This is a genomic window from Halapricum hydrolyticum (assembly GCF_025517535.1).
In the GTDB taxonomy this organism is placed as follows: Archaea; Halobacteriota; Halobacteria; order Halobacteriales; family Haloarculaceae; genus Halapricum; species Halapricum hydrolyticum.
This window is the reverse complement of sequence record NZ_JAOPKC010000025.1, coordinates 1-19200: the sequence shown is the minus strand read 5'-3', so window position 1 is coordinate 19200 and position 19200 is coordinate 1. Positions and strand designations below refer to the sequence as shown.

The window sequence follows — 19200 nt, the reverse complement described above, 5'->3', positions numbered from 1 at the left end:
ATTCGCGTCTGTGCTATTTCCGGTCAGTGAGTATCAACGTCGATACGCGGATCGTCGACCGCGGCAGCGACGAGTACGTTGAGGAGGCGTGGGAGCTCAAAGAACGGATCCGCCGCTCGGAGGGCGTGTTGCGCCAGCGACGCCGGTTCTTCGAGAACGCCTATCGCCGGTCGAAGGTCTACGTCTATCTCAACCGGGCGCGACGGACGAAGCTCATCGGTTTTGCGGCGGTTCGACGGGACGGATATATGCTCTTTCTGGCCGTCGACGAGCAGTATCGCGACGAGGGGTTCGGCAAGCGACTCATCGCACGGGTCGCCGAAGACTACAGCACAGTCACCTGCCACGCCCGGACGACGAACGAAGAGGCCATCTCGTTCTACCAGCACGTCGGGTTCGAGATCGAGCGCCGGATCGACAACTACTACGAGGACGGCGGCGACGCGTACTATCTCAAACTCGGCGACGACAGCTCGATCACCGACCGCCTCTCGCAGTTGCTCGGTCGGTGACCCCGCGATTGAGACGGAGTATTGAACTGATTTACCGCCCCGCAGTCGATGCGGACGGGACGTCCAATAAGCCGTATGATAAGCTGTTCGTCGATCGCACCCGTGGCTTGCCCGACAGTGACGAAAACGCTTTAGCCCCGAGTTCGCAAACAGTGAGTCGATGGAAGAACGGACGCGCGCGTATCTCCGGGGCCGGTTCGGCGATCACTACCGGCGGGCCGACCTGACGCCGCCGCCGGACGCCAGCGAGCGCGAGTGGGGCTACATCCCCTGGACGTCCAGTCCCGGGACCACGATGGTGCGCCACCGGTCGCTGCTCGATCTCGGCTCGATCGAGGACTTTCTCGCGCGCGAGCGCCCCCGGCACGTCTACTTCTCCGCCGGGCGATACGACGACCCGAGCGCGTCCTCGATGGGCCAGAAGGGCTGGCGCTCCTCGGATCTCGTCTTCGACCTCGACGCCGATCATCTGCCGTCGGTCACGCCCGGCGAGGACACCTACGCCGAGATGCTGGCGTCGTGCAAGGACGCACTGCGCAAGTTGCTGGACTTTCTGGAAACCGACTTCGGGTTCGAACAGTTGACGGTTGTCTTCTCCGGCGGTCGCGGGTATCACGTCCACGTCCGCGACGAGGGGATCCAGCACCTCGACCGGGAGTCCCGCCGGGAGATCGTCGATTACGTGCGCGGGATCGGTCTGGAGTTCGACGCGCTGGTCGAGGAGGAAGCCGTCGGCGGGACGGCCGGCCGGAGCAGCCCAGCCCACAAGCGCACGCTGACGACGGAAGGCGGCTGGAGTGGCCGCGCCCACGGGCACATCATGGACACCGTCGAGGCGCTGCTGGCGAGCGACGAGTCCGCGGCGATCGAGCGGCTCACCGAGTACGACGGGATCGGCGACGGCAAGGCGGCGGCCGCACTCCGGGCGATGCGGGAGAACACCGACCAGCTGCGCGCGGGGAACATCGACATCCACCCGGCGTTCGTCTCGGTCGCGAACGCCCTCGTCGAGGAGGTCGTCGAGGGTGACAACGCACCGATCGACGAACCGGTCACGACCGACACGAACCGGCTGATCCGGCTGCCGGGCAGTCTCCACGGCGGGAGCGGCCTGGCGGTCAGGCGGATCGACCGCGACGAACTCGACGCGTTCGACCCGCTGGTCGACGCCGTCCCGGAGACGTTCGTCGGCCACGACATCACGGTCGAAGTGACCGACGGCGGACAGATAGAGCTCTACGGCGATAGTTTTACGTTCGCGGAGGGAGTGCATTCCGTTCCGGAGTACCTCGGCGTGTTCCTCATGGCCCGGGGCCGCGCCGAGAAGGGCCAGGAATAGCATGGACCTCGACGAACTACAGACGGTCAAGAGTCGCGAACGGCAGACTGACAGCCTCCAGCAGCTGCGCGACTCCTTTTACACCGAGGCCAGCGAGTACATCCAGCAACTGCGCGACGCGCGCGACCGGGCCGCCGAACGCGCCGACAACCCCTGGAGCGATCCCGAGGTCGGACGACTCTCCGACGAGATCGAGACCGCAGAGCAGACCGTCGAAGCGATCCACAAGCGCCGCGTCGCCAAGATCGTCAAGAACGCGTCGCTCGCGGCCCACGGGTCGCCGGTCGACGACGGCGGGCTCACGGCCGAAGAGCGGGAGATGTTCGAGCGACTCGTCGCCGACATCGAGGCGAACCGAGAGCACGTCCTCGACAAGATCGCGGGGGAACTGCCGGCCGACGCCACGCCAGGTTCGGGCCAGCCCGACTCGGCCCCGGAACCGGCCGGCCGGTCGGACGCCGAGTCGGCTGCGGCCGGACGCGACGCGCCGGAAGGGCGCACCGCTCCCGACACCGCGGCCGACAGTCTTCCACAAGCGGGCCGGGAGCCGTCACGCGCCGCGCCCGATCCAGCGGCACCGCCGTCAACCGACCAGACGGCGGGAGATCCGTCCGGCGGGTCGGCTCGCGCTGCAGACGAGGCCGGTCGGGGAGGAGCTGACGAAGAGACGGTCCCGGCCGCGGACGTGATGAACGACGGCGGGAGTGCGCGAGCCAGCGAGCCCGCGGCGGCAGGGGCTCCGTCCGCTCCATCCCAGACCGAGGCTCCGTCTGCTGGGACACAGGACGACGCTCCAGCTCCTGGGTCACAGACGGATCCAGTGGCGTCAGCCCCAGAATCGCAGACGGAGGCAGGGACGTCGCCCGAGTCACAGGGGGACACACCGTCGCAAGCGGATCCCGAGGCGGCGGCGGACGGTTCCAGCCAGGGCGTCGAGCGGCGAACGGTTCGTATTACTGCGGACGTCGGCGCGATCCTGGGCGTCGACCAGCGCGAATACGATCTCTCGGCGGACGACGTCGTGACGTTACCGGAAGCGAACGCGAAGCCGCTCCTCGAACGGGACGCGGCGCAGCCGCTGGATTGAGACAGTGACCGTTGCCAGGTTAGCAACACTACTCTGTGATCGGTGCGGAATACGGATCTCTACGGGATTTCACGGACAGCATCCGCCAGATCGTCCTCGTCGTGCCACCGAAGGAGACGGTCTCCGGCTGCCTCCTCAAGAGCGGCCAGATGGGTGGCGGCCATCCCGTTGTCGTACTTCGCGCGCATTCTGTCCTCGCTCCCGTACGTCCGCTTGAGCAGCCAGAGAACGTCTCTGACGTAAACCTGGTGATGGTAGAGGTAGCCGAGTTCCCACACGTGTCCGCCGTCGAAATCCTCGAGAACGCCGACGAGATGTGACGCCATCGCCGACAGGATGTCGAAGGCGGGCGCCCACAGATCGAGGTCGTCGCCAGTGAACGGCACAGGCCGTGAACGAGTAGGGAGGGACGGTTCACCGGCCGCCGTCCAGCGAGATCAGAGACGTCACTCTGATAGTGGTTGCTGTAACGATTTACCGGTGTGACCGCACGACTGCGTGCGGTCAACCCGGAACAGACTTACAGCAACCACTATGAGGAGTCCTCGTCGCCGAACTCCCGCTTCATCCGGCGGAGCTTGCGCTGGATTTTCCGGAGTTCCGTCTCGGTCTCGTCGACGGTCAGCTCCGCGGGCGGCGTCTGCCAGTCGGGTCGGTCGGCATCCGACTCGCGGCTTGTCGCTGGCTCGCGTCTGTCTCCCTCCACCTGCAGGTCTTCGATGTCGGCAGCGAGGAAGTCGATGCCCAGCCGTTCGGCTTCGAGGTATTGCTCCCGGGATTCGAGCGCGTCGAAGCCGGCGGTCGCGGCGATCGTGTCCGCGTCCGGCCCGAGCAGTTCGTCGACCTCCTCCCAGTCGGTCCGCAACTGTCGACCGGTGTCGATGACGTTCGACAGCGAGCCGAGCCGACTCAGCGAGCCGGGATGATCCATGCCCTGGCCACGCTCGCGCGCTCGCAGGTGGCTCATCTTCTCCGTGAGTAGCACTGCCGCCTGGGCTTCCCGCCCGCCGTAAATCGGATCGTCGCCGAGTGCCGCCCAGGAGACGCGTGCGCGATCCGTCTCGACATCGCCCAGGAGTTCGATCTCCGACGTCACCAGGTACGTGAACGGCGACAGCGAGCCGGTCCCCGTGCGCGTGATCGTGTTCTCGATGCGCCACTCGCCGTCGGTCCCCCGGTCGAAGACGCGCTCGACGTGAATCTCGAACTGGCCGCGCCGCCCGACGTAACTCTTCAGGAGGCACAGACACCGGTCCGCGTCGCCCGGGAGCCCGTCCGGCGGCAGCCACCGCTGTCCCTCGAGCAGGTAGTCCTTCTGTGCGGAGACCTGGACCGGGAGCAACTCTTTGACGTGCCTGTTGACGCGTCGATTGACGACGTCCTCCGGCCCGAATCCAGATCCCATCCTCGGTGTGCGTACGTCGGCTGTGCGGTTAAATATTCAGGCTGCCCAGAATGTTGTGGTGACTGTCACTTCTGTCGGCGATCAACGAGACTCGCCAGTGTCTCGCGGTCCCGCTTGTACTCTTCACAATCGAGCGTACGCTTGTCCGACAGTATCCCGATGCTCGTTTCGATCGTCTCGACGGCGGTGAGAATTCGCGAGAGATCGTCGTCCGGCAACTCCGCACTCATACTGACCGTTGTACGTCCCTCCCGTATCGACCGCACAGCTGCCGGCGGTCGTCCCAGTAAATCGTTACAACAGTCACGATCATGCCAGATGTTCGTCGACCTTCCGGAGTGCCTCGTCGAACCGTTCGGCAGGCGATCGGTCATCGCGATCGCTCGCTAGTCGCTCACGGAGCTCCTCGAAGCGGTCCTCGTCGCCGAAAATCAATCATCAGAGGCAAATCAGCTCGAACCGTGTTCTCTACCGCCGCTAACCGAAAATCTAAAATGTGTAGATTTCATATTCCAGACTACGATGCCGACACTGACCGAGAAGATATCAATAGCTGGTGAGGGAACTGCACCCTCTATCGATGATTTCGACGGATTCCTCGCGGCGGCGACGCTGCTACAACGACCACGCCTCGCTCGGAGTTACGTCTACATCTGCTATTACGGGCCGGCGACTGTTCAAGAGCTTATCGACACGCTGGACGTGGCTCGGGCGACGGCCTACGACGATATCGAACGGCTCGAAACCCTCTCGCTCGTCGAGCGTGACGAGAGTACTCGGCCGCATAAACTGACAGCCGAACCGTTCGCATTCGTCGATCAGGACGAGTTGGCGATCACACCGACGGTTCTTCACGCAATTGCACTCACCGAAATCGACGACGACCTCGAGTATTTCCAGAACCGCTACGGCACTGGACGACTCGTTCGGGGGCTCCGTCTGACGGGCGAGCACTACGCGGGACAGCTCACCCAGCGACTGGTTGCCGAGAAGCTAGACGTCGCGCCGGCCGAGGGAATGGCAGTCGTACAGGCGCTTCGCCCGGCGCTGGCAGCTGGTCAGGAGTTCGACCCGTACTTTGATCGGCTCTTCCCTGCCATCGCCGACGCAATCGATGTCGATATCGACCGTGTCCAGCCACGGTCCGACCGGACGAATGAGTGAGGAACCGGACTCCGACGACATCGTACTCGTCGATACGAATATTTTCGTCGCAGTGGGTGAGCCGGGAACCTCGAAGTACCAGTCGTTGCGCAAGTACGCACAGCAGCGACATCTGGTGTTGCTGGTTCCCGAGCGCGTCCACGAAGAACTGAGTACGATGCACGTCGCGAACCGAGTCCAACACGCTGTCGACGACGGTTGGGCCGAAATCGTCGATCCGCCCTCACCGACGCACGCTGAGGCAGTGACTGCGATGGACACTGTTCGGCGGGAAATCGCACGCCGAAGCGCCAAAGACGAACACGAGGTCGAGAAGGCCGACACAGTGCTGGCCGGGTTGGCTATCGAATATCGCCACCGACGAGGCGATGACGTGTTCGTGCTCACAGACGACAGAGTGGCCGCAGCAGCGATCCGAGTGGCAGTTCGACGCCAGGATCATGAGGACGCCATAGCCGTGGTGACGCGAAGCGATATTCTCGATAGCGATGACGACCTACGTCTGATCTAGAAACATACCTCAACAGGTCGTATGCATTGAGATATGCAGTCGCAACTACTGTTTACGGCGGGCGTAGGTGACATCTGTCGTAGTATCTGCTACCAAGTGAATGTATCTACGGAGTTGCACGCGCGTCCCAGCTACGCTCGCTAACGAGTGAGCACGGTCGACAATCGCGGACGCGTATCGATGTTCGTTTGACGCGAAGAAGATGAGATTACCAGGTCAGGCCCTCGTAGGTGAGCCCGTCGCGGCGCTCGATGACGCGCCGGCCGTCGATCACGACCGGGTCGGCCATCGCGTCGAACTCGGTGTTCAGGGCGGCGAACTCGTCCCAGTCGGTGACGACCATCGCGGCGTGGGCATCCGCGAGTGCGTCGGCCGCGCTGTCGGCGTACTCGATATCGGGGAACTTCTCGCGCATGTTCTCGGTCGCGACCGGGTCATAGCCGACCACGTCGGCCCCGCGGTCCTGGAGCCCCTCGATGATCGGGATCGCACGCGTGTAGCGGATGTCGTCGGTCCCGGGCTTGAACGCCAGCCCCAGCACGGCGACGCGCTTGCCCTCGACATCGGCGTGGTCGCCGAGCAGGTCGAGCATTCGCTCGGGCTGGCGGTCGTTGACTGCGACCGCCGCGTCGAGCAGGACGGGATCGTAATCACGGTCGCGGGCGGCGTGTCTGATCGCATTCATGTCCTTCGGGAAACACGATCCACCCCAGCCGACGCCGCTGCGCAGGAAGTGCTCGTCGATGCGGTGGTCGAGGGCGATCGCGTCAGCCACCTCGTAGGCGTCGACGCCGTACTCCTTGCAGACGTTGCCGATCTCGTTGATCAGGCTGATCTTCGTCGCGAGGAACGCGTTGTTGGCGTACTTGATCATCTCGGCCTCTTTGATCCCGGTTTCGACGATCGCGGGATCGCCGTCGGCGGCCTCGACCAGCGGATCGTAGACGCGATCGAGTGTGTCTCGGGCAGCGTCGCTCTCGGCGCCATAGACGATCTTGTCGGGATCGCGGAAGTCGCCCAGCGCGAACCCCTCACGGAGGAACTCGGGGTTCATCGCGACGTGGAACGCCTCGCCCGCGGTCTTGCCGGCGGCGTCTTCGACGATCGGCGTGACGACGTCCTCGGTCGTGCCGGGGATGACCGTGCTCTTGACGACGACCAGGTGCTCGTCGTCCTTCTCGGCGATCGCCTCGCCGAGCGACTCCGCGCCGGCTTTCATCGCCGCGAGGTCGATCCCGCCGTCGGCCTCGGAGGGTGTCGGCAACGCGAGGAACGTGACGTCGGTATCGCGCACGTCGGCGTAGTCCGTGGTCGCGACGAGCGTGTCCCCGCCGTGATCGCCGATCAACTCATCGAGTCCGGGTTCGTGGATCGGTGCCTCGCCGGCGTTGATCGCGTCGACGACGTCCTCGTCGATGTCGACGTTCGTGACCGTGTGCCCGAGTTCCGCGAACCATGCAGCGATTGTCGTGCCGATGTAGCCGCTGCCGACGACGCTGACGTGCATTGTATTCGGTCGGTTCGCTCGCCCCCGGTTTGATGGTTTCCGTTCGGTGTTGGTCTTAAAGGAGTGGATGAGTGAGGGGTCGTGTTCAGAGATGGACGCGAAAGAGGTGAGACCACTCTGAAAGCCCTCGCCAGTTCCGGTCCCGCGACTCGCTGCGCGCTTCGGGCGCTATACGCCCTGCAGTGCTTGCTTCGTCGGGGTTCCCGGAACTGACTCGCCCTTTCATTCCGCCAGGATTCGGTTTCTTGGCCGGTCGGAGGGAACGCTTCGGTCGGTGCTTATCTGAGAGGGATCATCGTCGAACGATTTCACCCGTGAAATCGAACGCTGCCGCCCGGTCGGATGTAGGCATCCCTCCGACTGGCTACGAGAATCCCTATGAATACCGCCACCAGCGGTGAGAGGGCTCTTATCGGACCGTCCGCGGCCCCGAAAGAAGGCAGCGACCCAAAGTCTCAAGGCCGGACAAAGAGATACCCAGACACAATGAAAGCTGTCGTGCTGGCCGCAGGCGAGGGAACCCGCCTCAGGCCGCTGACCGAGGACACGCCCAAGGCCATGGTCGAAGTGAGCGGGAAACCGTTGCTGACCCACTGTTTCGAGCAACTGCTCGATCTCGACACGGACGTCGAGGAGTTCGTCGTGGTCGTGGGCTATCGCAAGCAGGACATCATCGAGCACTACGACGACGAGTTCCGCGACGTCCCGATCACCTACACTCACCAGCGCGAACAGAAGGGGCTGGCTCACGCGCTGTTGACCGCCGAAGAGCACATCGACGACGACTTCATGCTCATGCTCGGGGACAACGTCTTCCGGGCCAACCTCGGGGACGTCGTCCGTCGCCAGCAGGAACATCGGACCGACGCGGCGTTTCTCGTCGAGGAAGTGCCCTACGAGGAGGCCGGCCGGTACGGGGTCTGTGACACGAACGACTACGGCGAGATCGTCGAAGTGGTCGAAAAGCCAGAGGATCCGCCGTCGAACCTTGTGATGACCGGCTTCTACACGTTCTCGCCCGCGATCTTCCACGCTGCCAAACTGGTGCAGCCCTCGAACCGTGGGGAATACGAGTTGAGCGAGGCCGTCGACCTGCTGATCCGGAGCGGCCGGACGATCGACGCCATCCGCATGGACGGCTGGCGCGTCGACGTCGGCTACCCAGAAGACCGCGAAGAGGCCGAGCAGCGCCTCTCGGGGAAAGCGGAGGCCGACGTCGACTCGGCTGCCTCGTCCTGAGAGAGTCGCCGGTGTCTTCCTGAGAGAGTCGCCGGTGTCTTCCTGAGAGAGTCGCCGGTGTCTTCCTGAGAGAGTCGCCGGTGTCTTCCTGAGAGAGTCGCCGGTGTCTTCCTGACAGGTCGCCAGTCTGTATCGAAGCGATTCGCTATCCACGAACGAGCGGTTCGTACCAGTCGCGGTTGTCACGGTACCACTCGATGAACTTCCCGACGCCCTCGCGAATGGTGTGGGAGGGCTCGTAGCCCAGCAGTTCCTGTGCACGGGTCGTGTCGGCGTGGGTGTGTTCGGCGTCGGCGTCGTGGCGCTCCTCGTAGACTAACTCAAGATCAGGGGAGAGCTGGTCGCGGATCTCCTCGGCGAGCGTCCGGATCTCGATGTTGTCCGTCGAGCCGATGTTCAACACCTGGCCGTCCGCGGCGTCGGTATCCAGCAGCGTGACGTTCGCGTCGACGACATCGTCGATGTAGGTGAAGTCCCGGGTCTGGGTGCCGTCGCCGTAGACGATCGGCGGCTCGTCGTTCATGCACCGGGAGACGAAATTCGAGATGGCCATGTTCGGGCGCATCCGTGGCCCGTAGACCGTGAAGTATCGCAGCGCGACCGCCGGCAAATCGTAGACCTCGCTGTAGGCCATCGCGTAGCGCTCGGCGGCCAGTTTCGAAGCTCCATAGGGCGAGACCGGCGTCGTCGGATGGGTCTCCTCGTAGGGCAGCGACCGGGGGACCCCGTAGACTGACGAGGAGGAGGCCATGACGAACCGTTCGATGCCGCTGTCCCGGCAGGCGTCCAGCAGGTTCAGCGTCCCGTCGACGTTGACCTCGTCGTACTTCCGCGGGTTCTCGACGCTCGGGCGGACGCCCGCCTGGGCTGCCTGGTGGTAGACGTAGTCGGCTTCGCTTACTAGGTCCGAGACGAGCTCGGCGTTCCGGACGTCGCCCTCGACGAACTCGTAACTGCCGTCGCCGGTCTCGGCCGCGTCGCGCGCGGTCTCGATGTTGTGGCGTTTGATGTCCAGGTCGTAGAACGGGTCGAGGTTGTCCAGGACGACCACGTCGTGACCGTCGGCGGCGAACCGCTCGGCGAGGTGCCCGCCGATGAAGCCCGCGCCACCGGTGACGAGTACGTGCATGTCTGTGGGTGGGTGTGGGGGAGGGCAAAAAGGCGTCGTGTTTCCACCGAACGTGAGAGCCACCTCACGCCGAAGTGGGAAGCGTTCGGCTCCACCGGCCTGAGCCACGAAGGCCAGTCAATCCCAGTCTCACCCACTGTCCAAGGCGGTTGCCTCTCATAGTGGTTGCTGTACGTCTGTTCCGGGTTGAACGCAGTCGTGCGGTCATGGCGGTAAATCGTTACAGCAACCACTATCAAGGAGCGCTGGGCTTCCGGCTCCGGCGGAGTCATAAGTGAAACTGTAAAATTCAGTTTCGCCGAATTCAGATTCTGCGAAATTGAACTATACTAATCACAGCACTTATATTCGGGGCGAGCGGAAGACGGGGTATGGATACCTTCGTCAACCGCACGAAGGAACTTGAGCGCCTCCGGACCTTCTACGAGAGTGACAACTTCGAGCTGGCGGTGATCTACGGCCGTCGCCGGATCGGCAAAACCGAACTCGTCCTTGAGTCGCTCCGGAACAGCGACAAGGCGGTCTATCACCAGGCGACCCAGACGACGCCGGCGACACAGCTCGATCGGTTCGTAACCGACGCAGCGACAGTGTTCCCCGGCATCGAAGACGTCAAACAGGAGTGGGATTCCCTCTTGCGATATCTCTTGCAGACCGACGGGATCGTCGTGATCGACGAGTTCCCGTATCTCGTCGAGACTTCGCCGGGGCTCCCCTCCGAGATTCAGCACATCATCGATCACGACGTGGCCGACAGCAGCGCTACGCTGGTCCTGACGGGCTCGTCGATCGGCATGATACACGAACACGTCCTCGATGGCGGCGCACCGCTGTACGGCCGCCTCTCACAGACCCCCAGCGGACGGATCGAGCTCACACAGCTTTCCTTCGATGCGGCTATGGCGTTCGTCCCGGAATACGATCCGGAACAGCAGGTGTTCACGTTCGGTATTTTCGGGGGGACTCCCAGGTACTTGCGTCCACTCGACGGGACGCAAAGCGTCGGCGAGAACGTCACCCAAACGCTGCTTGAATCGGACGGGGCGCTGCACGACGAACCGGAGACGGTGCTCCAGATGGAACTCGACGAGGTCAATCGGTTCTTCGCGCTGCTCGAATCGATGGCACGCGGCAATCGCGCTCGCAACGAAATCGCCCAGGGCGCCGGCCTGCAGAGTCGCGATACGAGCTACTACTTCGATCGGCTGGAAACGCTCGGTCTGATCGAGCGCCACCACCCGGTCACCGTCGATCCGACCTCGACGCGCCGGACTCGCTACCGGATCCGGGACCCCCTGTTTCGGTTCTGGTTTCGCTTTATCTACGGGCAGTCGGGTCGTTACGAACTGTACGGCGAGGACGCCTACACAGATCTCGTCGAGCCGGAGCTGTCGGATTTCGTCAGCGGCACGTTCGAACGACTCTGCCGGCGTGCACTCCCGGTGTTGGTTCCGGAGTACGATCTGCGGACTGTGCCGGGGGCATGGTGGTACAAGGGCCGCGAGATCGACATCGTCGCGCCGACCAACGGGGAGACACTGCTGGTCGGCGAATGCAAGTTCACGAGCCAACCGCTCGGGTACGACGTGCTTGCTCGCCTCGAAGACGACGCGGCACACGTCGAGTGGACGCCCCCGACCGGTGGCGATCCGGCGATCGAGTATCTGCTGTACTCCCGGAGTGGCTTCGCCCGCTCGGTTCGCGAAGCGGCCGCCGATCGGGACGATCTTTCCCTCTTCGATCTCGAAGACGTGGTTGGCGCGCTTCAGCGGTGATCTCCATTCGCCGCCCGGCCGGAGTCGATTAACTTCGACGGCGATGTCGACATCGCTATCTGGGTGCGTTCATACCGTTGCGTGCGAGCCGAACAGGATCGCGAGCCGGACAGGATGCTCCGCGGGTGTCGAACGCACGCGCTCTATCGGGAACTCCCGTTCGATTCATCATCTACGACGTGTCTCCTCGGTAGCAGCGCAAGCAAGGCTCGGCTCTGAGACTAGAGGTGGTCGTATCCTTTGCGCTCGAGTTCCGCCTCCAGTTCGACGTGCATTGACTCGATAGTCTCGTCGTCGAAGTGCTGGCCCGTCATCGCACCGGAGATCTCCACGATCTCGGCGTGCCACTCGCGTACGGCGTCCGCCAGAGCTGCCAGGAGTTGGTCTTCTGTCCGGTCCGTTCCGTCGACCTCCTCAACGACCTGCCAGCCCGGCTGGAAGTTCTCGATGACGTAGCCCGCGTCTTCGAACTGAATCGCGAAGCGCTCACAGACCGCCCCGAATCCGGTTTCGAAGCTGAGGAGCACCAGAACGTGGACGACATCGTCACGCGCTTCGAGATTGCGAAGATCCGCGACGGGAACCGCAGTTTCGGGAAGCACCGACCGAAGCGGCTCCGGAAGCGATGGGCTGTTGCTGTCGGTCCCCGCCGATCCGTACTGGTCGTCGATCGGATCGCCCTTCTCGTTGACGACCGTTGGCTCCCGGTCGCTTGCTTCCTCGCTATCGATCGCTTTCAGGATCGCGTAAAAGCGCCACTCGTCACCGTAATCGTACAGGTAGCAGATACGGTCGTACTGTTCGAGGCCGAGCTGGCGCGTCATCTCGCCGATCGTTACCTCGCCGGCGTTCTCGAGTCGCTCGGGGCCCAGCAGTGGATCGGTTTCGGGTGCGCCTTCGTACTGCTGTGGGGACTGATATTTGACGTCGCTGTTCCAGTAGTCCTCGTCAGTGCCGACGAACCAGAGATGACCCTGGTCGAGACCGGTCGCAGCGTTGATCGTCCGCTGGAACTCGGCGAGCGTTCGATCCGCGCCGACGACAATGTCCCGCCACAACGACGTCGGATCGGGCTCGAACTTGACGCGGAAGCGGTAAGCGGTCATTGGCCTGCCTCCCACAGCACATCGATCCGATCGCGGATATTCGCGAGTGTGCGAGTCGTCATCGCTGATGGATGTCGATCCGTGGGGTCATCCGGGACGGCATCCGCCGAATTCGCATCGGGTGGCGGGTGAAAGTGTGTCCGCTGTGTGTGCGGGTTCGGATGTCGATCCCACCGACACTGCCAGATCTTGTCGCGGTGGGTCTCGACGTAGTGGAAATTGTAGTCGTCGTTCGTGTACCACCGAATCTCAAGTCTGACCGCTGTGACGTGTGCTGGGTATCGATCGAGATCACACGCCAGTTGGAGCATCGAAAGCGTCGCACCCGTGCGTTCGGTCGTGACAGTATCGACCAGGGAATGCGTTTGAACTCGGTCGCGGATCGTCTCCAGTACAGCGTCATCGATCGGAGCAGACGGGCCGGACATCGTCACGCAGTAAGTTTGTCGTCCCCTCGTCGAGCGATTCGAAGTGCCTCCTTGTGTCGCTCGATCGATTCGCGGACCGTGTGCCATTCCCCGATTGCCTGCAGTCTGTCTTCGAGTTCGGCATGCGAAGCCCCCTCAGGCAGGGACACCGCGTCCGGGGAGCTGGCATCAAACGTGTCCTGGTATTGCTCGTCTTGGGCTTCGAGCTCTTGAAGATCGTCGAGGAGCTGATCGACCGTCCGTGTCGTCGCGAGGTCGTTGGCACGTCGCCACCGGAAATAGGCGTCATTGCGGACGTACCGCGTTCCAGTGTCGTTGTCGAGTTGCCGGGCGATCCCGAGTTCGACGAATTCGCCGAGGTGTTTGCGGGCGGCATTCGTCGAGCAGTGCGCCCGTTCTGCGACTGTCGCGGCTGTCGCCGGCTCTGCAAGCCCCGTGACGACCGCTCGAATCCGTGTCCGGGTGTCCTGTGTTCGAGCCCACTCGTCCCGTTCATCACTGAGTGTCGTCTCTTTGGGGTCCGGATCGAAGTCCGACATATGCAGATATATGCATTATCTGCGTAAATATATTTGGTCAAGGACCAGTCGTTTCGATTGTGTCAAACGGACTGCTAGACGTCCCTTCCATATTGACTGCCGTCGTGTTTCCGATCTCCGAGCGGACGGATCCGCAGGGGAGACACCGTTCCAATTTTCAGGAGCGATTTGACGCCGACGACCCGGACACAGTCTCGCTTGTCGAGACGGATGGGGCCGACTCGGTCGAAAGCGCCTGGGAAGCTGTCTCGGAGTGGAAATCGTTGAAGCGACGCGTCGAATTGCTGGATGCGGCACGGCGGGACGACCTGGCTGTTGAACGGTAGCGGACGCCAGCGCCCGATTGGGACCGCGCCTGATAGATGTATTGCTGGTTCCCGAACGCGTCCACGAAGAAAGCGGAGATCGCGATGGACACTGTTCGGCGGGCACTCGCATACCGTTTCGTTTGGAGTCTGTAATGACACGGATGACGCGTCATAACACCTATTCTCGTAGGGGACGAATCGGTAGTCAAGATGGCTACGAACAACGACAAAATCCAGTTTCGGGGAGAAGCTGAGAAGGAAGCAACGCAAGTCGTCGATCAGATGCGTCTCGGAGGCATAAACGTGAGTGAACTCGCTCGGCAGGGGCTCCGGGAGAAACTTCGAGAAGCGCTCTCGGACGAAGAGAAAATTACGCTTCACCAGCAGTACAAGCAGGGAGACCTCTCCGAAGACGTGGCAGAGATTCTGCTCGGTGATGGCTTGGCGGAGATCGAACGCGAGCGGGAGGCCTTTGAGGAAGCTGCAGAACTTGACACGACGGGGGTCTTTCAGGAATAGCGATGGCGGACAGCGAACGACGCCATCCGATCATCGTTGATACTGACGCATTGATCGCTGTCGCAAACACACATCTCTGGTCTCGTCTCACGGAGACGCTGAATCTGACACGTAGCGAGCGGAAGCCAATCCGTTCACGGGTGGTCCGAGCGACAGCACGGGCCGACAGTCCACGCGCTACGGCTCGTCTGGATGTTCCACCGCTTCCAACCCCGCTTCGATAATCTCTCGATAGGCTTCTTCGAGGCTCACGTCCTGCTGTTCGGCGTAGTCTTTCACACGCCCGTTCAACGTGTGCGAGATGTCGATGTTCGGTCGCATCGTCTGTGTCCAAAAGACATTTAGACGTAGAACTACAAATGTCTGTTGTCGTGAGGCGAACCAACACGTTCGCGGTGCGCCCGCTCTCCACGCAGGACGAGCAACTGCTCCGCGACCTATTGGACGCCTCCGCCAGCCTGTGGAACGAACTGAACTACGAACGTCGCCAGAACTTCTTCGACGGCGAGAGTGTGTGGGAGACCGCCGACTACCGCAAGCAGTACGTCGGTGTCCTTGGCTCCGCCACCGCTCAACAGGTTATCCGCAAAAACAGCGAAGCGTGGCGCTCGTTCTTCGCTGCCCGCGAGGACGGCGAGGACACCGCCCCGCCCGGCTACTGGGGCAACGAGGAGGATGGTCGAGAACTACGGACGTACATCCGCAACGACCAGCACACCCTCGAAACCGGCGGACGGAGCCGCCTCGAAATCTCCGTGGGACAAGACCTAAAAGACGAATACGGTTTTAGCTACCACGATCGACTGCGCCTCGAAGTCGCTGGCGACCCAAAATGGGAGGGCGAACAGGGCCGGTTGGAACTGTACTCCGACGATGTGGACGACACGTTCAGGGCCATTCAACCCGTCACCGTGCCTGATTCTCGACGGGATTCACCACTAGCCGAGGAATCGGCTGCCTTGGACATCGGCGCAAACAACCTCGTCGCCTGTACCACCACGACCGGCCAGCAGTACCTCTACGAGGGCCGCGATTTGTTCGCCCGCTTCCGCGAAACCACCAAGGAGATCGCCCGCTTGCAGTCCAAACTCCGCGAGGGCCGGTACAGCAGTCGCCGGATTCGACGCCTGTACCGCAGGCGGACGCGACGACGCGACCACGCACAGGACACGCTCGTCCGAGATCTCGTTGAACGACTTTACGACGAGGGTGTTGCCACGGTGTACGTGGGCGACCTTACCGATGTGCTGTCGGAACATTGGTCGGCGCGAGTGAACGAGAAAACGCACCAGTTCTGGGCGTATCGCTCGTTTATCGACCGTCTCGCCACGACCGCTGAGGAGTATGGCATCACGGTCGAAGTTGAGTCAGAAGCGTACACAACGGCAGAGTGCCCGGTGTGTGGTGAGCGAGACGATACAGAGCGGGACAGCGACGTGTTCCAGTGTTCGTGTGGCTACGAAGGTCACGCCGACCTTGACGCGTCTCGGACGTTCCTCGAACGACAGGCTGGCAAAGAAGTCAGGTCGATGGCACGGCCCGTGCGCCTCAAGTGGGACGACCATAACTGGTCGGAGTTATCACGCTCCCCCGAGAGGGCCAGTCCCAACGAGGAGCGCACAAACCGGAGTACCGGCGACGGGAAACTTGCCTCCGTGGATACGGCATAGCCAACATCCCTACCGGAGGAATCCCACGGCCAGCCGTGGGAGGACGTCAAGACAACGAATGTCTGTCATCAGGAACTCGAACGACACGTTCGAGAGCACTCCGAGCATGCGCCCGAAGGAACGAGAGCGCGATGGCTCTATTCCGGGAGCAAAAAAGGCCCTCGAGCCGTTCGACAACGACGAGAACGCCTCGTTTGCTGTCGTGCCATGCGTGCCTCGTCCGCATGGAGAAGATGCGGGGGAGACATCACTACGCACGGAGATAGAACAGAACACCGACTTGTATCGATTTGCGATTCTAATGGACAAGCACGGGCGTCAGTCAATCAATCGCGTCTTCGACGACACAGAAGAAACGGCTGGAAAGGCCGTTGCTCCCACGTTTCTGCTGTATCTGTTACTCGATGCCGGAGAGTGTACTGTCGAAGAGTTTTGTCAGGCCTGCGGTGAGCTGCTTCGCGGAGAAGGATGGACGGGATACCAGGCGATCCAAGCGGCATGGGAAGCAATCCCGGTCGATTGTGCAGAGTATCTCTCGGACAGACTCCTCCCGTAAACTACCCCACCCTACTTCGCTCACCCACAGAGGGGTTCGCTCGTTGAGGGTGGGGCTTTGACGTGGACTCCCGTTCGGGCCACAGTACGTGGCACGGAGAGGCCCGGCTCCCCGTCGAAGGGGCGTCGGTGCTTTGCGGGCTTCGCCCGCATCGCTAGCGAGACCGTCGGTCTCGCCTTGCTTACACGTTCACGGTCATCGTCCCGCCATTGAGCGCAATGTTTACGGATGCGCCTCCGTCGCCCCCATTCTGGTTGCGACGGAGTAGCCGCCGACAACACCGCACCGCCACGTTCTTGGCGGCGTTGTAGTCGGCGTGGTTCTCGTAGCCACACTTCTGGCACACAAACGTTTCTTGCGTGGGGCGGTTGTCCTCGTGGGTGAACCCACAACTGCTGCATCGTTGTGAGGTGTAGTAGGCTGGCACCATCTTCGCCTGCGGGCTTCGCTCCAGCTCTTCAACGTCGATCCCGTAGGTGTTGGCCTTGTACTCGACGTACTCATACAAGCGGTTGAACCGCCAGCGGTGATGCCACGTCGCACCCCGCGCCCGTTTGCGGATGTCGGTCAGGTCTTCGAACGCGATCACTGAACAGTCGTGTTCCACTGCTTCTTCGACGATTTCGGTGGCGACGATGTGGAGATACTGCTTGTAGTAGGCCGTCTCGTGCTTCGAGACGCGCTGGAGCGTGCGGTGGGCCTCCTGTGTGCCTGTTTGCTGGAGGTCACCGCGCCGCTGTTGAAACTCACGGTGCCAATGGTCGAGTTCGTCGCCCGTCCAGAACCGCCCGGTTGACGCGACAGCAAGGTTCTCGACGCCGAGGTCAATCCCGAGGACTGTCCTGTTCTCGGGGACATCGGCGTCGGCTTGCTCGCTGTCGGTGTCGTCTTCGATTCGCTTGAAGCCGATGTGGAGCCAGAACTCGTCTTCAAACGGCTTGTAGTGGAGCGTGCTGGTGCGGAACTCCCACTCCTCGCCGTCAAGATACGTTTCGAACGGCGTATCTGTCTCGTTTTCAGGCAGCACGTAGTCCGCCTCGATGCGTCCATCCACGGTGGACAACGAAACGTGGTCTGTGTGGAAGGTGGCGGCGCGTTTGTCGTACCGAGCGGTGTCGGCGGTGAACTCGGGTTGGCTGGTGTCCTCGTTCTTTTCGAGGCGTTCGACGCCTGCTTTGACGGCTTCGACGGCCTGGAAGATGGCTTGCTGGACGAGATTCGCCGTGAGGTCGTGGTCTGCTTTCAGGTCGTGATACAGCTCGTCTTTGACGGCGTACTTCGCAGTTTGCTTGTAGTCGTTCTCGTTCCAGCAGTGGTCGCTAGTCTTGTTGGCGATGTGTTTGTATTGGGCGATGGTTTCCAGAAGTGCGTCCCTGTCGCTGTCGGCCACGAGGAGTTTGACCGGCAGCGTCCGACGCACCTCCATACGTTTTTCAACGTTTTCTATTCACTTAAATTCTTTTATAATATATTTAGGAGTTGGCCGCGTACTGAGAGCAGTGTTGGTGGAGGGACGTGACGCGCTCCTCCCCTCGCTACTGCGGTGCTTGAGAGACAGGCGTCTCTCTGCGCTGCTCGTTGAGGAAGGGGGCTCCGCGCTATCTTATGCTGACCTGCTTCCACCTCTGTCGGCCGTCTGAGCGTTTCGTAACGGACTTTGTATCCTCTCGTTCAAGGCAGTCACAGGCAACTGTACTCGGAGCAGAACACTCGACAGAGTGGGGTGTGAGTGTCGGTGGGGAGCACACGCGGGAGGATCGTTGCTCACTCGGTGTCGGTTTCATACTGCCGGCGGGCGTCCCAATAACTCGTTACAATGGTCACGATCATGCAAGATGTCCGTCGATCTTCCGGAGTGCCTCGTCGAACCGTTCAGCAGGCGATCGATCACCGCGATCGGTCGTCAGTCGCTCGCGGAGTTCCTCGAAGCGGTCGTCATCGCCGAGAAGCAGCGTCCCGTGCTCGAAGACTGCAGCCGCAAAGTCGGGGCCGAGTGTGTGCACGTCGACGACATCGACGTCGTCTGTCCCCAGCGCCCGAGTGAGGGCGGCGATCAGCCCGAAAAACGCCTCGTTAAACCCCTCGTCGCCCGGCTGGAGTCCGTCCAGTTCGACGGCGATGTCGACATCGCTGTCCGAGTGCGTTCGTCCCGTCGCGTGCGAGCCGAACAGGATCGCGAGCCGGACAGGATGCTCCTCGAGCGTCGAACGGACGCGCTTGATCGGGAACTCCCGTTCCGGATTCGATTCGTCAGCCACTACGTGTCTCTTCGACAGCGTCGAATATAAATACGGGGCCCTACGCCAGGGTCGCGTTAACTTTGGCGTGAGTTGTGATAGACAGCGAAGGCTTCGAGCCACTCTTCAGCTGTCTCTAGCTCGACATGGCTGAAACTATTTGCAAACG

22 protein-coding genes and 1 pseudogene are annotated in these 19200 nt (G+C 62.1%); 11 read left to right on the top strand and 12 right to left on the bottom strand.

All coding sequences use genetic code 11. The features are described from left to right. Positions 1–26: 26 nt before the first annotated feature. From OB916_RS14795 to OB916_RS14785, 3 genes are all read left to right on the top strand, one after another. Positions 27–512 (top strand): GNAT family N-acetyltransferase, encoded by a 486-nt coding sequence (locus OB916_RS14795; RefSeq protein ID WP_315910069.1) that lies wholly within the window; start codon positions 27–29, stop codon positions 510–512. A 160-nt stretch (positions 513–672) separates the two neighbouring features. Continuing rightward, positions 673–1851, top strand: a complete 1179-nt coding sequence (priS, locus tag OB916_RS14790) for a DNA primase small subunit PriS (RefSeq protein ID WP_315910068.1) — start codon at positions 673–675, stop codon at positions 1849–1851. A 1-nt stretch (position 1852) separates the two neighbouring features. Further along, positions 1853–2938, top strand: coding sequence for a DNA replication complex subunit Gins51 (locus OB916_RS14785; RefSeq protein ID WP_315910067.1), 1086 nt, complete (start codon positions 1853–1855; stop codon positions 2936–2938). Positions 2939–2997: 59 nt separating this feature from the next. Here OB916_RS14785 and OB916_RS14780 read toward each other — a convergent pair whose 3' ends face one another. The 4 genes from OB916_RS14780 to OB916_RS14765 all read right to left on the bottom strand — a co-directional run bounded on the left by OB916_RS14780 (position 2998) and on the right by OB916_RS14765 (position 4778). Next, positions 2998–3324: a hypothetical protein gene (locus OB916_RS14780; RefSeq protein WP_315910066.1), complete on the bottom strand. Its 327-nt coding sequence runs from the start codon at positions 3322–3324 to the stop codon at positions 2998–3000. A gap of 146 nt (positions 3325–3470) precedes the next feature. Beyond that, positions 3471–4343, bottom strand: a complete 873-nt coding sequence (locus tag OB916_RS14775) for a hypothetical protein (protein WP_315910065.1) — start codon at positions 4341–4343, stop codon at positions 3471–3473. Between the two features lie 65 nt (positions 4344–4408). After that, the gene (locus OB916_RS14770; RefSeq protein WP_315910064.1) at positions 4409–4573 is read right to left on the bottom strand and encodes a hypothetical protein; all 165 of its coding nucleotides are present in this window, start codon (positions 4571–4573) and stop codon (positions 4409–4411) included. 79 nt (positions 4574–4652) lie between these two features. Continuing rightward, positions 4653–4778 carry a hypothetical protein gene (locus OB916_RS14765; RefSeq protein WP_315910063.1) on the bottom strand — a complete coding sequence of 42 codons (126 nt, stop codon included), beginning with the start codon at positions 4776–4778 and terminating at the stop codon, positions 4653–4655. A gap of 87 nt (positions 4779–4865) precedes the next feature. Between OB916_RS14765 and OB916_RS14760 the strand changes: the two genes are divergently transcribed. Both OB916_RS14760 and OB916_RS14755 read left to right on the top strand, forming a co-directional pair. Then, a complete protein-coding gene (locus OB916_RS14760; RefSeq protein WP_315910062.1) occupies positions 4866–5507 on the top strand; it encodes a DUF7437 domain-containing protein in 642 nt (213 codons plus the stop codon). After that, positions 5500–6018 carry a hypothetical protein gene (locus OB916_RS14755; protein WP_315910061.1) on the top strand — a complete coding sequence of 173 codons (519 nt, stop codon included), beginning with the start codon at positions 5500–5502 and terminating at the stop codon, positions 6016–6018. The genes OB916_RS14760 and OB916_RS14755 overlap by 8 nt, the downstream gene beginning before the upstream one ends. A 208-nt stretch (positions 6019–6226) precedes the next feature. On the opposite strand, the gene aglM is transcribed toward OB916_RS14755, so the two are convergent. Beyond that, complete coding sequence (gene aglM, locus OB916_RS14750; RefSeq protein ID WP_315910060.1) at positions 6227–7525, bottom strand: UDP-glucose 6-dehydrogenase AglM; 1299 nt, start codon at positions 7523–7525, stop codon at positions 6227–6229. A gap of 486 nt (positions 7526–8011) precedes the next feature. Between aglM and aglF the strand changes: the two genes are divergently transcribed. Beyond that, positions 8012–8764 (top strand): UTP--glucose-1-phosphate uridylyltransferase AglF, encoded by a 753-nt coding sequence (aglF, locus tag OB916_RS14745; RefSeq protein ID WP_315910059.1) that lies wholly within the window; start codon positions 8012–8014, stop codon positions 8762–8764. A 145-nt stretch (positions 8765–8909) separates the two neighbouring features. Here aglF and OB916_RS14740 read toward each other — a convergent pair whose 3' ends face one another. Further along, on the bottom strand, positions 8910–9893 hold the full coding sequence (locus tag OB916_RS14740; RefSeq protein WP_315910058.1) for an SDR family oxidoreductase: 984 nt from the start codon (positions 9891–9893) through the stop codon (positions 8910–8912). Positions 9894–10264: 371 nt separating this feature from the next. Here OB916_RS14740 and OB916_RS14735 point away from each other — a divergent pair, with 371 nt between their 5' ends. Next, complete coding sequence (locus OB916_RS14735) at positions 10265–11668, top strand: ATP-binding protein (RefSeq protein WP_315910057.1); 1404 nt, start codon at positions 10265–10267, stop codon at positions 11666–11668. A gap of 221 nt (positions 11669–11889) precedes the next feature. Here OB916_RS14735 and OB916_RS14730 read toward each other — a convergent pair whose 3' ends face one another. After that, a complete protein-coding gene (locus OB916_RS14730) occupies positions 11890–12774 on the bottom strand; it encodes an IS1096 element passenger TnpR family protein (RefSeq protein WP_315910056.1) in 885 nt (294 codons plus the stop codon). 430 nt (positions 12775–13204) lie between these two features. Continuing rightward, positions 13205–13741, bottom strand: a complete 537-nt coding sequence (locus tag OB916_RS14725; RefSeq protein ID WP_315910055.1) for a DUF7342 family protein — start codon at positions 13739–13741, stop codon at positions 13205–13207. A gap of 59 nt (positions 13742–13800) precedes the next feature. Here OB916_RS14725 and OB916_RS14720 point away from each other — a divergent pair, with 59 nt between their 5' ends. Then, positions 13801–14067 (top strand): hypothetical protein, encoded by a 267-nt coding sequence (locus OB916_RS14720; protein ID WP_315910054.1) that lies wholly within the window; start codon positions 13801–13803, stop codon positions 14065–14067. Between the two features lie 192 nt (positions 14068–14259). Then, positions 14260–14568: a hypothetical protein gene (locus OB916_RS14715; protein WP_315910053.1), complete on the top strand. Its 309-nt coding sequence runs from the start codon at positions 14260–14262 to the stop codon at positions 14566–14568. A gap of 177 nt (positions 14569–14745) precedes the next feature. Here OB916_RS14715 and OB916_RS14710 read toward each other — a convergent pair whose 3' ends face one another. Beyond that, on the bottom strand, positions 14746–14889 hold the full coding sequence (locus OB916_RS14710) for a hypothetical protein (protein ID WP_159435703.1): 144 nt from the start codon (positions 14887–14889) through the stop codon (positions 14746–14748). 38 nt (positions 14890–14927) lie between these two features. Here OB916_RS14710 and OB916_RS14705 point away from each other — a divergent pair, with 38 nt between their 5' ends. Together OB916_RS14705 and OB916_RS14700 are read left to right on the top strand one after the other, a co-directional pair. Then, entirely contained in the window at positions 14928–16238 is a 1311-nt protein-coding gene (locus OB916_RS14705) for an RNA-guided endonuclease InsQ/TnpB family protein (protein WP_390884091.1), read from the top strand. Between the two features lie 58 nt (positions 16239–16296). Then, positions 16297–16794 carry a hypothetical protein gene (locus OB916_RS14700; protein ID WP_315910051.1) on the top strand — a complete coding sequence of 166 codons (498 nt, stop codon included), beginning with the start codon at positions 16297–16299 and terminating at the stop codon, positions 16792–16794. Positions 16795–16975: 181 nt separating this feature from the next. Here OB916_RS14700 and OB916_RS14695 read toward each other — a convergent pair whose 3' ends face one another. From OB916_RS14695 to OB916_RS17120, 3 genes and pseudogenes are all read right to left on the bottom strand, one after another. Beyond that, positions 16976–18220 carry an RNA-guided endonuclease InsQ/TnpB family protein gene (locus OB916_RS14695; protein ID WP_315910050.1) on the bottom strand — a complete coding sequence of 415 codons (1245 nt, stop codon included), beginning with the start codon at positions 18218–18220 and terminating at the stop codon, positions 16976–16978. A gap of 400 nt (positions 18221–18620) precedes the next feature. Then, positions 18621–19052 carry a type VII toxin-antitoxin system MntA family adenylyltransferase antitoxin gene (gene mntA, locus OB916_RS14690; RefSeq protein ID WP_315910049.1) on the bottom strand — a complete coding sequence of 144 codons (432 nt, stop codon included), beginning with the start codon at positions 19050–19052 and terminating at the stop codon, positions 18621–18623. A 56-nt stretch (positions 19053–19108) separates the two neighbouring features. Further along, a pseudogene (locus OB916_RS17120) lies at positions 19109–19200 on the bottom strand (IS6 family transposase); the annotation flags it as partial.